Here is a 14,300-nt window from a genome sequence, read left to right as displayed (position 1 = left end):
CCGGGAGCGCCATCCGGTGCCGGAATGTATCCAGCCGGATGTGCGCATCAGACAGGTGTGGAGGGATCAGACCTGCTTGTACAGGAGGGCGCCTTCGCGGGCGAACTCCGCGGACTTTTCCGACAGGCCCTCGTCCAGCGCGGTTGCGACGTCGCCGATGCCCTTTTCGCGGGCGTAATCCCGTACTTCCTGGGTGATTTTCATGGAGCAGAACTGCGGTCCGCACATGGAGCAGAAGTGGGCGAGCTTGTGCCCTTCCTTCGGCAAGGTTTCGTCGTGGAAGGAGCGCGCGCGTTCGGGATCGAGGCCGAGATTGAACTGATCCTCCCAGCGGAACTCGAAGCGCGCCTTCGACAGGGCATTGTCGCGGATCTGGGCGCCGGGGTGGCCCTTGGCCAGATCCGCCGCGTGGGCGGCGATCTTGTAGGTGATGATGCCGGCGCGCACGTCCTCGCGGTCGGGCAGGCCGAGGTGCTCCTTCGGCGTCACGTAGCACAGCATGGCGGTGCCGTACCAGCCGATCATGGCCGCGCCGATGGCGGAGGTGATGTGGTCGTAGCCGGGCGCGATGTCGGTGGTGAGCGGTCCCAGGGTGTAGAACGGGGCCTCGCCGCATTCGCGCAGCTGCTTGTCCATGTTCTCCTTGATCATGTGCATCGGGACATGGCCCGGGCCCTCGATCATGGTCTGCACCTCGTGCTCCCACGCGATGCGGGTGAGTTCGCCCAGGGTCTCCAGCTCGGCGAACTGGGCCGCGTCGTTCGCATCGGCCACGGAACCCGGCCGCAGGCCGTCGCCCAGCGAGAATGAGACGTCATAGGCCTGCATGATCTCGCAGATTTCCTCGAAATGCGTGTAGAGAAAATTTTCCCTGTGATGCGCCAGGCACCATTTCGCGAGGATCGAGCCGCCCCGCGAGACGATGCCGGTGAGGCGTCGCGCGGTGAGCGGTACGTACGCGAGGCGTACGCCGGCGTGGATGGTGAAGTAGTCCACCCCCTGCTCGGCCTGCTCGATCAGGGTGTCGCGGAAGATCTCCCAGGTCAGCTCCTCGGCGCGGCCGTCGACCTTCTCCAGCGCCTGATAGATCGGCACGGTGCCGACCGGCACCGGAGAATTGCGGATGATCCACTCGCGCGTCTCGTGGATGTTCTTGCCGGTCGACAGGTCCATTGCCGTGTCTGCGCCCCAGCGGATGCCCCATACCAGCTTCTCGACCTCCTCGGCGATGGAGGAGGTGACGGCGGAGTTGCCGATGTTGGCGTTGATCTTGACCAGGAAGTTGCGCCCGATGATCATCGGCTCGACCTCCGGGTGGTTGACGTTGGCCGGGATGATCGCACGGCCGCGCGCCACCTCGGCGCGCACGAACTCGGGCGTGATCTCGCGCGGTATGGCGGCGCCGAAGGATTCACCCGCGTGCTGCCGTGTCAGAACCTGTTCGCGCAGTTCGTTGCGCCTGAGGTTTTCGCGGATGGAGACGAACTCCATCTCCGGGGTCACGATGCCGCGCCGGGCGTAGTGCATCTGCGTGACGTTGCGGCCGGCGCGGGCGCGGCGGGCCTGGCGTATATGGGCAAACCGCAGCGGAGCGAGCGCGGCGTCGCCGGCGCGCATCCGGCCATAATCCGAGGTCGGCGCGGCCAGTATTTCGGTATCCGCGCGTACCTCGATCCACGGCGCGCGGATGGCGGGCAGGCCCCGGCGCAGGTCAATCTCGACCGCGGGGTCGGTATAGGGGCCGGAGGTGTCGTAGACGGTGATCGCCGGATTGGGCTCGCTGGCCGCGTGCGTCCGCGTCTCCGCCTGGCGGATCTGCCGCATCGGCACCCTCAGGTCGGCGCGGCTTCCGGAGACATGCACCTTCTCCGAGTTCGGGTAAGGCCGGACCATCGTTTCGTTGAGACGGATGGCGTCGTCGAAAATGGATTCTGGGATCGCGCTCATAGTGTCTACCTCCGGCGTGTTGCGCCGCTCCGGGTCAATGCCTGCGGGTGGATTGCGGTGCGGCTGCGCGTGATCGCGCATGTGCTCGTGCAGGCGAGCCTTCGCGACCCCCGGCCGCGGGGTCCGGATGGACCGTCCGGTCAAGGTTTCAGCGCTTCAAAAATCCTTCATGCAGCAAGGCATGCGCCCGGACATGGCACCGGATAGACCGTTCGCATCCCCCGCCTTCGCGGTACAGTGGCCTGCGGCGTGTAAGCTGTTTGAATCTATCTGATATGGGTAGCCGATGCAAGCAAGTCCCGGGTAAAATCCTTGTGTATCAGGCGGTAATATGGCTTCGGCAACATGTCTCCTGCACATCTCCGGTGCGGGCGCGGATTCTTGCGCGGCCGCTGCAAAACGAATACCCTTGACGTGCGTCCGGGTCGGAACGACAGCGATGGTCAAGGGGGAATGGGGGCGATGGAGCTGAAGTCCGCGCGGTTCAACATGATCGAACAGCAGATCCGTCCGTGGGACGTCCTCGATCAGGGCGTGCTGGATCTCATCGCGGAGATACCGCGCGAGGATTTCGTCCCCGAGCCCTATCGCAAGCTTGCCTATGCCGATACCGCCATCCCGCTGGGGCATGGCCAGTTCATGATGCATCCCAGGATCGAGGCGCGCCTGTTGCAAGCGCTGGATCTTCACGCCACGGATACCGTTCTCGAGATCGGCACCGGCAGCGGCTACCTGACCGCGCTGCTTGCCCGTTCCACGCACCACGTCTACAGCGTCGACATCATACCGCAGTTCAAGGCGCAGGCCGAGGAAAGGCTCGCCGTGCACGGTATCGATAACGTCACTCTTGAGGTCGGCGACGCCGCACGGGGGTGGGCCAGGCACGGCCTGTACGACGTGATCGCCATCACCGGCTCGCTGCCGGAACTGCCGTCCGTATTTCTGCAGTCGCTCAATCGCGGCGGCCGCCTGGTTGCGGTGGTGGGAACGGCCCCGATCATGGAGGCGATTCTTATACGCCGCGTCGGGGACGCCGAATGGAGCCGCGAGAGCCTGTTCGAGACCGATCTGCCGATGTTGATCAACGCCCCGGCCACCGCCCGATTCGTTTTCTGACAACCCACCGCCTCGAGGCCTACGGTCACGCGGTGTTCCCTAACGAGGAAGTCCATGCGTAACAAACTGCAGTGCTGTGTGGCCGCCGTCGCCCTCTCCATCGGAAGCCTCACGGCCACCGCCGCAAACCTGGCGGATGTCTACCGGCTTGCGCTGCAAAACGACCCCGTGCTGAAGTCGGCCGCCGCCGCGCGCGCCGCCGCGCTGGAGGCGAAGCCGCAGAGCCGTGCCCTGCTCTACCCGGCCTTGTCGTTCAGTGCGAGTTACGACCGCACGCGCGAAGACGTCAAGGAGACCGCCATCGGCTCACCGGGTGTCTCGAACTTCGATACCTCCGTCTATGCGCTGGCGCTGAATCAGCCGCTGTTCAACCGCGACTATTTTGTGCGCCTGCGTCAGGCAGACGCCACGGTGGCGCAGGCGGACGCCGTTTACCGCTCCTCCGAGCAGGGCCTCATCGTGCGCGTCGCAGAGGCCTACTTCAATCTGCTCGCCGCCGACGACAACCTCGAGTTCGCCCGCGCCGAGAAGCACGCCATCGAGCAGCAGCTCGAACAGGCGAAACAGCGCTTCGACGTCGGTCTGATCGCGATCACCGATGTCCACGAGGCGCAGGCGGCGTTCGATCTCGCCAACGCGCGGGAGATCGTGGCGAGCAACCAGCTGGCGAGCAGCCAGGAGGCCCTCTACGAGATTACCGCCCAGGCCATCGACGAGGTGGCCCAGCTCGGGGCGCGTATCCCGCTGGTGCGCCCGGATCCGGCTGATATCGAGCACTGGGGCCAGGTTGCGCTGGAACAGAATTTCGCCCTTCTCGCCGCGCAGTTCGCCGAGCAGGCGGCGCGCGAGGGTGAGTCTGCAACGCGCGGGCCATTATCCGACGCTGGACCTCGTCGCGAGCCTCAGCCGGGCCGAGGATGACGGCGGCGTGAACGGGGAAATCGAGGTGGAGGATCGCACTGTCGGTCTGCAATTCTCGCTGCCGCTGTATCTGGGCGGCGCGGTGGCCTCGCGCACGCGCGAGGCCGCCTATCTGCTGACGCAGGCGCGCGAGGATGTGGAGAGCCAGCGCCGCGCCACGCTGCGCCAGGCACGCGACGCCTACCTCGCGGTGGTCGCCGGCATCAACAGCGTGAACGCGCTCGGGCAGGCCAGGGTTTCCGCGCAGAGCGCACTGGATGCGACGCAGGCCGGATTCGAGGTCGGCACCCGCACCACGGTCGACGTGCTGGCCGCGCAGAGCGACCTGTTCGCCGCGCAGCGCGAATACGCCCAGGCACGTTACGACTACATCCTCAATCTGCTGCGCCTGAAGCAGGCCTCGGGGCTGCTGGCGCCGGAGGATATCGAAGAGGTCAATCGCTGGCTGGAATAAAACACAGGACTGAGGACTCAGGACTGAGTGAAAACCGCTAGGTCTCGTGTTACCCAGTCCAACCTTGCATCACCCATCACGCCCCTGACTTGTACTCAGTCCCCGGTCCCGTATTGAGCAACTCCTCGATGCTTTCCAGCAGCCGCCCCAGCGCCCCGCGGTTCTGCGTGACCACGGCTCGCGCCCGTTCACCCATGGCGATGCCGGGTCCGTTGCGCGTCAGCAGCTCCTCCAGCGACCGGGCGAGCTCGCCGGAGTCCCGCACCTCGCGCGAGCCTCCGGCGGACTGCAGCAGAAGGCTGATCTCCGCGAAGTTGAACATGTGAGGCCCGTGCAGCACCGGTCGCGCCAGCGCGGCGGGTTCGAGCGGATTGTGTCCGCCGGTAGGCACCAGGCTGCCGCCGACGAATGCCACGTCGGCTGCGGCGTAGAGCAGCAGCAGCTCGCCCATACTGTCGCCGAGATAGACCTCCGTGTCCGGGTTGCAGGGGCGGTTTTCGCTGCGCCTGACGAGGTTTAACCCGCGCGCCTGGCTCAGGGCGGCGACGCGGTCGAAGCGTTCCGGGTGGCGCGGCACGAGTATCAGGAGCAGGCCGGGCGCCTGCGCGCGCGCGCGCGCGTGGGCGTCGAGGACCAGTTCCTCTTCGCCCTCGTGGGTGCTCGCCGCGATCCACACCGGTCGGCGCGCGCCCCACGCGCTGCGCAGGGCCGCGCCGCGTTCCGGCACATCATCCGGGACGGTGAGATCGAACTTGAGATTACCGGTCACCCGCACGCGGTCGGGCGGAGCCCCCAGCGCGAGGAAACGACCGGCATCCTCGCCGCTTTGCGCCGCGATGAGCGTCGCCTGGCGGAGGACGGCGCGGGCGAACGGCGCGACGCGGCGGTAGGCCGCAGCGGAGCGCGCGGACAGGCGCGCGTTCGCGACGATGAGCGGGATCCCGCGCGCTGCGCAGGCCGCGTACATGTTCGGCCACAGCTCCGTCTCCATGATGACGGCGAGCCTGGGTCCGGCGCGGTCGAGGAAACGCGCAACGGACCCGGGCAGGTCATAGGGCAGATAGGCGTGATGGACGGCGGAGCCGAACTGCCGGACGACGCGCTCCGAGCCGGTCGGCGTCGTCGTGGTGAATACCACGGGCAGGGCGGGGTGGCGGTCGCGGATCTGCTGGACCAGCGGAAATGCAGCGATCGCCTCTCCGACCGAGACAGCGTGTATCCACAGGGCTCCGGGGGGCGGCGTGTGCGGAAAACGGCCGAAGCGTTCAGGCCAGCGCCTCAGGTAGGCGGGAGAGCGCAGCCCGCGCAGCAGCAGGCGCAACAGGACGAGCGGCAACAGCAGGTACAGCAGCAGGGTATAGAGACGCCTCATGCGCGCCGTCGGCCGTTTCGGTTTCCCGTCCGGCGCGCATCGCGGCGGTTCATGTTGCGGATTTCCCGTGTCCCTGCGTGACGCCGTGGCGGATCGCCTCGATGACGCGGCTGGTGGAGCAGTTCTCGACGTAATCCAGGATGACGACGCGGCCGCCGCGGGCGCGTACGCAGTCGCCGCCGGCGACTCCTGCGGCGTCGTAGTCCCCCCCCTTGACCAGCACGTCGGGCTGCACGCGGCAGATCAGCTGTTCCGGCGTGTCCTCGGAGAAGGGCACCACCCAGTCCACGCTCTGCAGCGCGGCGAGCACGGCGGCGCGCTGCGCCAGTGCGTTGACCGGCCGGTCCGCGCCCTTCAGGCGCTTTACCGAGGCGTCGTCGTTGACCGCCACGATGAGGCGGTCGCCGAGGCGCCGCGCCTGCTCGAGGTAGGTGACGTGACCGGCGTGCAGCAGGTCGAAGCAGCCGTTCGTCATGACGATGGTCTCGCCACGCGCGCGCGCGCGCGCGACGCGCGCGAGCAGCTCGTCCGCGCCGGTCAGCCCGGATTCGATCTTGTCGTAGTCGTGCAGGGCGTGGTCGAGTTCCTGCAGGCTGACGCTCGCGGTCCCGAGCTTGCCGACCACCACGCCGGCGGCGACGTTGGCGAGCGCGGTCGCCGCACCGAGATCGGCGCCGACGGCGTACGCCGCGGCGAGCACGGCGATGACGGTGTCGCCCGCGCCGGTGACGTCGTAGATCGCGCGCGCGCGCGCTGCCAGATGCAGCGGCGGCAGGTAGCGCCGCAGCAGGGTCATGCCGCGCTTGCTGCGCGTGATCAGCAGCGCCTCCAGCGCGAGATCGTGGCGCAGGGCCTCGCCCTTCGCGACCAGTTCCTCGTCGCTGGCGCAGTGTCCCACGATGGCCTCGAATTCACTCAGGTTGGGCGTGATGACGGTTGCTCCGCGATAGCGAGAGAAATCGCTGCCCTTGGGATCGACCAGCACGGGTTTGCCCAGCGCGCGCGCGGATTCGATCAGCGCCTGCGCCTCATGCAGGGTGCCTTTGCCGTAATCGGACAGCAGGACGACGTCGGCGTCGCGCGCCAGTCCGGCGAATGACTCGCGCACCTCCGCGATGTCGCCGTGTGCGAAGTTGTCCTCGAAGTCGAGGCGGATGAGCTGCTGGTGCCGGCTCAGCACGCGCAGCTTGGTGACGGTGGCGAATTCCGGGCGCCGGATCAGGCGGCAGTCGACACCCGCCCGGGAGAGCCGCTGTGCGAGGACGTCGGCGGCCTCGTCGTCCCCGGTCAGGCCCATGACGGTGACCTTGGCGTGCAGGGCGGCGATGTTGAGCGCGACGTTGCCCGCGCCGCCCGGGCGTTCCTCCGCTTCGGATACCCTGACCACGGGGACGGGCGCCTCGGGGGAGATGCGCGAGGTCTCGCCGTACCAGTAGCGGTCCAGCATGAGGTCGCCGACCACAAGCACGCGCCCCCGCTCGAAGGGGGGGATCTCTATCTTCATGAGCCCTGTCTCCGCCGGCACGCCGATAAATGCTGCCGGCATGATACCACACGGGCCGGGACGCGGCGTTTGCCGGCGCCGGATCGGCATACTAGAATGCGCGAACGATTTTTTTCCCGCAGCCGCGCCGATGAAAGCCCCGCCGTTTCCGTCCAGACTGCTGTTGCCGCGCTTTTGGCCGACGTGGCTGCTGCTTGGGCTCGCCTGGCTCATCGTGCAGCTGCCGTATCGCGCCGTGCTCTACGTGGGCGGCCTGACGGGCGGCCTGTTCCGCCGCGTCTCGGCGCGCCGCCACCGCATCGCGGAAACCAATCTGCGGCTGTGTTATCCCGGCATGGCGCCGGCGGAGCGCGCGCGCCTGCTGCGCGGGCACTTCCGGGCGCTCGGTATCGGACTGCTCGAGACCGCCATGGCCTGGTGGCTGCCGGATGCGCGCCTGCGGCGCCTGATCGCCGAGGTGGAGGGATTGCCGCATCTGCAGGAGGCCCTCGCGGCGGGCCGCGGCGTGATCCTGCTGAGCAGCCACTTCACCACCACCGAGATGGGCGTGCGCCTGCTCAACCTGCTGGCGCCGATCAATCCGATGTACCGCCGCCACGAGAACGCGGCGGTCGACGACATCATGCACCGCTGCTTCGGTGCCTACTTCGAGACCGTGTTGCCGCGCGACGACGTGCGCGGCATGCTGCGCTGCCTGCGCCAGGCGCGCGCGGTATGGTACGCGCCGGACCAGAACTACGGGCGCCGCGGGCGGGTTTTCGCCCCGTTCTTCGGCATCCCGGCGGCGACCAATCCGGCCACCGGCCGCTTCGCCCAGATGGGCCGTGCAGTCGTGATTCCGTATTTCGTGCGCCGGCTGTCGGGAGTGCTCGGCTACCGTCTGACGCTGCTGCCTCCCCTCACGGATTTCCCGGGCGGTGACGAGGCGGCGGATACCGCGCGCGTAAACGCCGTCGTCGAGGCGGGGGTACGCGCGGTGCCGGAACAGTATCTGTGGGTGCATCGGCGCTTCAAGACCCGGCCGCCGGGCGAACCCGGGCTGTACGGTGATCCGCTCCCGTAATGTGTGCGCCCGCGGCCGTTCGATTCCGCGGGAGCAAATGCGGTAATATCGTAGACCGTTTCCCATGGCCGGTCGCAGCATGAACAGCCGAGCGCTCTATTTTCGATTGTTGGGGTATGTGCGGCCGTACCGCCGGCTGTTCGGCTTCGCCGTGCTCGCCATGGTGGCCGCGGCGCTCACGGAGCCGATGATGCCGGCCCTGATGAAGCCGCTGCTCGACGAGACCTTCGTCAACAAGGATCCGGCGGCGATCCGGCTGATGCCGCTGCTCCTCGTCGGCCTGTTCGTCGTACGCGGGCTGGCCACCTATGTCAGCACGGTATCCCTCGCCTGGGTCGCGAACAAGGTGATTCTCGACCTGCGCGAGCGCATGTTCGCCCGCCTGATCGAGCTGCCCGAGACCTACCACACCGGGCACACCACCGGCGAGATGATTTCGAAGGTGACTTACAACGTGAACCAGGTCGCGACCGCGGCCACCAACGTGCTGGTGGTGCTGGTGCGCGACGGTCTCGCGGTGATCGGCCTGTTCGGCTGGATGCTGTACCTGGACTGGAAGCTCGCACTGCTGTTCCTGCTTGCCGCCCCGGCCATCGCCGTGGTGGTGAAGACCATCAGTTTCCGCCTGCGCCGCCTGAGCCGCGCGCAGCAGCAGACCATGGGCGGGATGACGCACGTGCTGGAAGAGGCGGTCAGGGGCAGCCGCGTGATCAAGGTCTACGGCGGGCAGCAGCACGAGGCGGGACGTTTCCACGACGTGGCCAACTGGGTGCGCCGCTACAGCATGAAGATCACCGCCTCCGCCTCCGCGAGCGTGCCGGTGGTCCAGCTCATCACCGTCAGCGCCCTCGCCGTGGTGATCTATCTCACCGCCCAGAATCCGGCGATGACGGTGGGCGGATTCGTGTCGTTCTTCGGCGCCGCCGCCATGCTGCTGCCGCCGATCAAGCGCCTGACCGGCGTCAACGAGCAGCTGCAGCGCGGCCTCGCCGCCGCGGAGAGCGTGTTCCAGCTGTTCGACGAGCCGCCGGAAACGGACACCGGCACGCGAAGTCTGGGCCGCGTCGCCGGCCGCATCGAGTTCCAGGGCGTCAGCCTGCTGTACGAATCGGCCGCCGCCGAGGCGCTGCGGGACATCACCCTCGCGATCGAACCCGGCGAGACGGTCGCACTGGTCGGCGCCTCCGGCGCGGGCAAGTCGTCCCTCGTCAGCATGGTGCCGCGCTTCTACACCCCGACCTCGGGCCGCGTGCTGGTCGACGGCATCGACATCCAGCACATCCGGCTCGCCGACCTGCGCGCGAACATCTCGCTCGTGACGCAGGACGTCGTGCTGTTCAACGATTCGGTGGCGGCGAACATCGCCTACGGCGCGAGTCGGTCGGTGGCGCGCGAGGCGATCGTCGCGGCGGCGGAGGCGGCGCACGTGATGGAATTCGCGGCCGGGCTGCCGGACGGGCTCGACACCCCGATCGGCGAGAATGGCCTGCGCCTGTCCGGCGGCCAGCGCCAGCGACTGGCGATCGCGCGCGCGCTGCTGAAGAATGCGCCGATCCTGATCATGGACGAGGCAACCTCGGCGCTCGATTCGCACACTGAACGCCACGTGCAGGCCGCGCTCGACAATCTGCGCCGCGGGCGTACCACCATCGTGATCGCGCACCGCCTCTCCACGGTGGAGAACGCCGACCGCATCGTGGTGCTGGAGCGCGGGCGCATCGTCGAGACCGGCACGCACCGGCAGCTGCTGGCGGCGGGAGGCATTTACGCCCGCCTGTACCACGCGCAATTCGCCACGGACGGGGGGCCGGCCGCGGATCCGGTGTCCCGGCCCGCGGCCGGCGCCTGAGGAAAGGCCGGCGGGTCTGCCGCAAGCCAGGCGCGCAGCGGCGCGCGGACGGGATCGATGCCGGCCCCGACGATCACCGGCTGGCTGCAGGGCGTGCCGGCCGTGAGCGCAAGCGCAACATCCTGCTCAGCGGTGGCGCGCGCCCAGCACCTCTGCGTAGACGGAACGGTTGCCCTCGACCATGCGGTCGATGGAGAACTCCTCGTGCACCAGGATGCGGCCGCGGCGGCCGCATTCGGCTGCCAGCGCAGGATCGGCCAGCAGGCGCTCCAGCGCCCGCGCGAGCGCGTCCACGTCGGCCGGTGGCACCAGCAGGCCGTTGACGCCGTCGCGCACCGCCTCGGGAATGCCGCCCACGCGGCTCGCCACGACAGGAACTCCGGCGGCGGCGGCCTGCAGCAACGACACCCCGAGGCCCTCCATCTCGGCCGGATGCACCACGCCGTAGAAGCAGGGCAGCAGGCGCGCGAGGTCGGTGCGAAATCCGGCCAGCTGTACCCGCCCGCGATACGGTGCCTGCGCGATGCGGGCGGCCAGTTCATCGTGCAGCGGGCCCTGGCCGAGACAGAGTACATGCACGTCGGGATGGCGCTGCAATACCCGCGGCAGCGCGGCGAGCAGATGGCGGTGGCCCTTGCGCGGGATCAGCTGGGCGATCATGCCGAGTACGCGCGCCTCGGGCGGGAGTCCGAATTCGGACAGGAACCAGCCCCGCTCGCACCCGTGCGCATACGGCGCGGGATCCACCGCGCTCAGTACGCAGACCACCCGTTCCGGCGTCACGCCGGCGTCGAGCAGTACGCGGCGAATACCCTCCGATATGGTGATCACGCGATCATAGAGGCGGTATTTGACGCGCGCCCAGGCCGCCGCCTCGGGATTGTCCACCCGCCGCGAGAGCACACAGGGTATGCCTGCGAGGCGCGCCGCGACGCCACCCAGTACGTCGGCACCGCGCCGGCTGTGCAGATGAACGAGGTCGGGACCCTCCCGGCGCAATAACGCATACAGACGCGGCACGAAACCAAGGTCGGCGTCGCCACGCAACGGGAGTTCAGTCACCGGATGCCCCGCAGCGCGCGCCGCCTGTGCGATCGCGCTGCCCGGCGGGCACACCAGCAGGTTGCCGCAGCCGCGCGCGCGCAAGCCCTCCATCAGGTACAGCACCTGCTGGGCGCCGCCGTAGAGATGCATGCCGGCCTCGACGTGCATGATCTTCATGCGTGCGACTCCCCGCCCAGCAGCAGCGCCAGCGTGTTCGCGACCTCCTTCACCTCGATCAGGCGCATGCAGGTATAGGCGCCGCCGCAGGTCGGATGGCGCCGGCACGGCGAGCAGTCGAGCCGGTGATAGAGCACCCTTGCGTTGGCGCGCGTGGTATCGAGGTAGGGGCGGGTCGAGCCGAACAGGGCGACGGTCGGCACGTCAAAGGCGATACCCATGTGGGTGAGACCGGTGTCCACGCCGATCAGGCAGGCCGCGTGCTTGATCAGGGCCGCACTCCGGGTCAGCGTGGTGAGGCCGGCCTGGCTCTCCAGCCGGGGGGCGTCATGCCGGAGTCTCGCTGCCGCGGCCGCATCGGCGGGACCGCCGAGCAGTACCGGCGTCAGTCCGAAGCGCGTCCCCACCTCCGCCGCGAGCTGCGGCCAGCGCTCCTCGAACCAATGTTTCTGCGGACGCGTGGTGAAGGGACAGAACACCGCGTAGGGCCCGGTCCTCGCGGCATAGGCGCGGGCGAATTCCTCGTCATCCGCGCCAAGCGCGATATCCATCGGGAATCCTCCGGCATCGAGACCGAGCGTCCGGGCGAGATGCAGGTATTCGGAACCGATGCGATCATCGGGCGGCGGGCGTGCGACGACGCGCGTCATGAGCAGACCGCCTCCCTCGCGCGACCCCAGCCCGATACGTTCGGACGCCCCGGTCAGGCGCGCCCACACGGCGCTTTTAAGGAGCCCCTGGATATCGAGTACGAGGTCGAACCGCCGCCGTTGCAGCGCACGGGTGAAATCACGCATGGAGTCCCATGCCGCGCGGTAGCGCCGGGCGCGCCACAGTGCGCGCCACTCGGCGCGCGGCCAGACGATCACCTCATCCAGGTCCGGGTTGTCGCACAACAGCCCCGCAGCCACGGGTTCAACCAGCCAGGCGATCCGTGCGCCGGGATAGCTGCGGCGCAGCGCCTTGATCAGGGGCGTGGCCATGACGACGTCGCCGATGGCGCTGAGGCGGATGATCAGGATGCTGCGCGGCGGGGCTGGCGATGTCATGCGAGGTAGGTGAGCGGGTCCTGGACTGCGGGGCGCGAACCGTCCCCCTCGATGAAGATGCGGTGCCAGAGTGCGAATTGCAACATGGCGCCGAGGTTTCTGGTCACATTGCGTCCGCGCCGCTGAAGATCCGCCAGCCGGCGGACCGCCTGCGGCCGGAACCATTCCCGGATGGCGGGGGAGGAGGACAGTATCCGCTCCAGCCGGTCCAGCGTCGCGCCCTGGAGCCAGGCGTCCATCGGCACGGTGAAGCCGCGCTTGGGCGCGCGCAGATGTTCAGGCGGCAGATAGCGCCGCGCCCAGCGGCGCAGGAATTCCTTGCCGTGCTGCGGCGTGATCTTCAGCGCATCGGGCAGGGCGAGGCCGAACCCGACCACGCGATGATCGAGGAAGGGCACGCGGCCCTCGACCCCGAAGGCCATCAGCAGGCGATCGGCCTTGACCAGCAGGTTGTCGGGCAGCGCCGTCGTGAGGTCGACCAGCTGCATGCGCTGCAGGGTGCTCCATCCGCGCGGGGCGGATTGCCAGGCGGAGATGAAGTCGTTGCGCCATTGGCGGGTGGCGTCCCGCAGCACGTCGCCGAACACCGCCCGTTCCAGGCCGCGGAAATTGCCGGTGGTGCGGAAGCCGCCGCTGCCCGGATGGACGAGGTTCTTGAGCCAGCGTTCGAGGCGACCGCTGCGGTAGCGATGATAGCCGCCGAACACCTCGTCGCCGCCCTCGCCGGTGAACACCACCTTGAGCTCGGCGCCCGCCGCCTCCGCCAGCATGAGGGTGGGCAGGTTGGCGAAGTCGCGCATCAGGTCATCCGCGGCCCAGACGCTGAGCGCGAGCCGGTCGAGCATGTCCTGACCGGTCGGGCACAGTACGGTATGGCGGCTGCCGTACTGCCGCGCCAGCTGCCCGGCAAGGTCGAGCTCCGTGCCGCGCGGCGAGTCGGCGAACCCGACCGAGAATGTGCGGACCGCTTCTCCCTTGAGCCGGCTCAGCAGGGCGAGCAGCAACGAGGAATCGAGCCCGCCGGAGAGGAACAGTCCGAACGGGACGTCGGCGCGCATGTGCTCGATCATGACGGTGTGCATCAGCTCGTCGAAGCGCGCGGCCGCGTCGTCGAAGCTGGTCGCCGCGGGCAGGATGTCCTGCGGCAACCAGTAGCGCCGCCGCGTCATCTCGCCGTTGGCGGCGAGCGTTACCGTTTCGCCGGGCAGGAGGCGCTCGATCCCGGCCCAGACGGTCGCACGGCCGGTGCTGAACTGGCATTGGAGATACTGCGCGAGTGCGCGCGGATCGACGGCGGGTCTGCCGATGACAGGCAGCAGCGCCTTGAGTTCCGACGCGAAGGCCCAGCCCGCGCTGGTGCGGGCGAGGAACAGCGGCTTGATGCCGAGGCGATCGCGCGCCAGGATCAGCAGTCCGCGCGCGCGGTCGTGCAGCGCGAATGCGAACATGCCGTGCAGCCGGTCGAGGAAGCCGTCGCCGTATTCCGCGTAGGCGTGCAGGATGGTCTCGCAATCCGATCCGGTCGCAAAGCGGCGGCCGCGCCGTTCCAGCTCGGCGCGCAGTTCTACGTAGTTATAGATCTCGCCGTTGGCGATCAGGCTCAGGCGGCCGTCGCCGGCGTGCAGCGGCTGATCGCCGCCGCCGAGGTCGATGATGGAGAGCCGTGTGTGGGCGAGCCCGGCTCCGTCCGCGGCGTATGTGCCCTGATGATCCGGGCCGCGGTGCGCCAGGCGGCCTGCCATGGCGCGCAACAAGGACGGATTCGCCGTTGCAGATCCATAGATTCCGGCGATCCCGCACATGG

The 14,300-nt window shown here is 68.6% G+C and carries 11 protein-coding genes; 5 read left to right on the top strand and 6 right to left on the bottom strand.

Annotated elements, in window-relative coordinates; genetic code table 11:
* Positions 1-66: 66 nt before the first annotated feature.
* The gene (gene thiC, locus IPK65_02660) at positions 67-1,947 is read right to left on the bottom strand and encodes a phosphomethylpyrimidine synthase ThiC (protein ID MBK8162077.1); all 1,881 of its coding nucleotides are present in this window, start codon (positions 1,945-1,947) and stop codon (positions 67-69) included.
* Between the two features lie 462 nt (positions 1,948-2,409).
* Between thiC and IPK65_02655 the strand changes: the two genes are divergently transcribed.
* From IPK65_02655 to IPK65_02645, 3 genes are read left to right on the top strand one after another with little or no spacing between them, the layout of a single operon-like run.
* On the top strand, positions 2,410-3,063 hold the full coding sequence (locus tag IPK65_02655) for a protein-L-isoaspartate O-methyltransferase (GenBank protein MBK8162076.1): 654 nt from the start codon (positions 2,410-2,412) through the stop codon (positions 3,061-3,063).
* 54 nt (positions 3,064-3,117) lie between these two features.
* Positions 3,118-3,984 carry a TolC family protein gene (locus tag IPK65_02650; GenBank protein MBK8162075.1) on the top strand — a complete coding sequence of 289 codons (867 nt, stop codon included), beginning with the start codon at positions 3,118-3,120 and terminating at the stop codon, positions 3,982-3,984.
* A complete protein-coding gene (locus IPK65_02645) occupies positions 3,914-4,438 on the top strand; it encodes a TolC family protein (protein ID MBK8162074.1) in 525 nt (174 codons plus the stop codon). Before IPK65_02650 ends, IPK65_02645 begins: the two co-directional genes overlap by 71 nt.
* A gap of 76 nt (positions 4,439-4,514) precedes the next feature.
* Here IPK65_02645 and waaA read toward each other — a convergent pair whose 3' ends face one another.
* Together waaA and hldE are read right to left on the bottom strand one after the other, a co-directional pair.
* Complete coding sequence (gene waaA, locus IPK65_02640) at positions 4,515-5,810, bottom strand: lipid IV(A) 3-deoxy-D-manno-octulosonic acid transferase (protein MBK8162073.1); 1,296 nt, start codon at positions 5,808-5,810, stop codon at positions 4,515-4,517.
* A gap of 49 nt (positions 5,811-5,859) precedes the next feature.
* Complete coding sequence (hldE, locus tag IPK65_02635; GenBank protein ID MBK8162072.1) at positions 5,860-7,314, bottom strand: bifunctional D-glycero-beta-D-manno-heptose-7-phosphate kinase/D-glycero-beta-D-manno-heptose 1-phosphate adenylyltransferase HldE; 1,455 nt, start codon at positions 7,312-7,314, stop codon at positions 5,860-5,862.
* 130 nt (positions 7,315-7,444) lie between these two features.
* Here hldE and lpxL point away from each other — a divergent pair, with 130 nt between their 5' ends.
* Together lpxL and msbA are read left to right on the top strand one after the other, a co-directional pair.
* On the top strand, positions 7,445-8,377 hold the full coding sequence (gene lpxL / locus IPK65_02630; GenBank protein ID MBK8162071.1) for an LpxL/LpxP family Kdo(2)-lipid IV(A) lauroyl/palmitoleoyl acyltransferase: 933 nt from the start codon (positions 7,445-7,447) through the stop codon (positions 8,375-8,377).
* 79 nt (positions 8,378-8,456) lie between these two features.
* Positions 8,457-10,226 carry a lipid A export permease/ATP-binding protein MsbA gene (gene msbA / locus IPK65_02625; GenBank protein MBK8162070.1) on the top strand — a complete coding sequence of 590 codons (1,770 nt, stop codon included), beginning with the start codon at positions 8,457-8,459 and terminating at the stop codon, positions 10,224-10,226.
* Positions 10,227-10,352: 126 nt separating this feature from the next.
* Here msbA and IPK65_02620 read toward each other — a convergent pair whose 3' ends face one another.
* Genes IPK65_02620 through asnB form a run of 3 tightly spaced genes read right to left on the bottom strand, consistent with a single transcriptional unit; the run spans position 10,353 to position 14,298 of the window.
* On the bottom strand, positions 10,353-11,447 hold the full coding sequence (locus IPK65_02620) for a glycosyltransferase (protein MBK8162069.1): 1,095 nt from the start codon (positions 11,445-11,447) through the stop codon (positions 10,353-10,355).
* On the bottom strand, positions 11,444-12,496 hold the full coding sequence (locus IPK65_02615; protein ID MBK8162068.1) for a glycosyltransferase family 9 protein: 1,053 nt from the start codon (positions 12,494-12,496) through the stop codon (positions 11,444-11,446). The genes IPK65_02620 and IPK65_02615 overlap by 4 nt, the downstream gene beginning before the upstream one ends.
* On the bottom strand, positions 12,493-14,298 hold the full coding sequence (gene asnB / locus IPK65_02610) for an asparagine synthase (glutamine-hydrolyzing) (protein ID MBK8162067.1): 1,806 nt from the start codon (positions 14,296-14,298) through the stop codon (positions 12,493-12,495). Before asnB ends, IPK65_02615 begins: the two co-directional genes overlap by 4 nt.
* Positions 14,299-14,300 lie beyond the last annotated feature (2 nt).

It is taken from the genome of Gammaproteobacteria bacterium (genome assembly GCA_016712635.1).
GTDB lineage: Bacteria > Pseudomonadota > Gammaproteobacteria > SZUA-140 > SZUA-140 > JADJWH01.
This window is presented reverse-complemented; position numbering and strand designations above follow the sequence as displayed.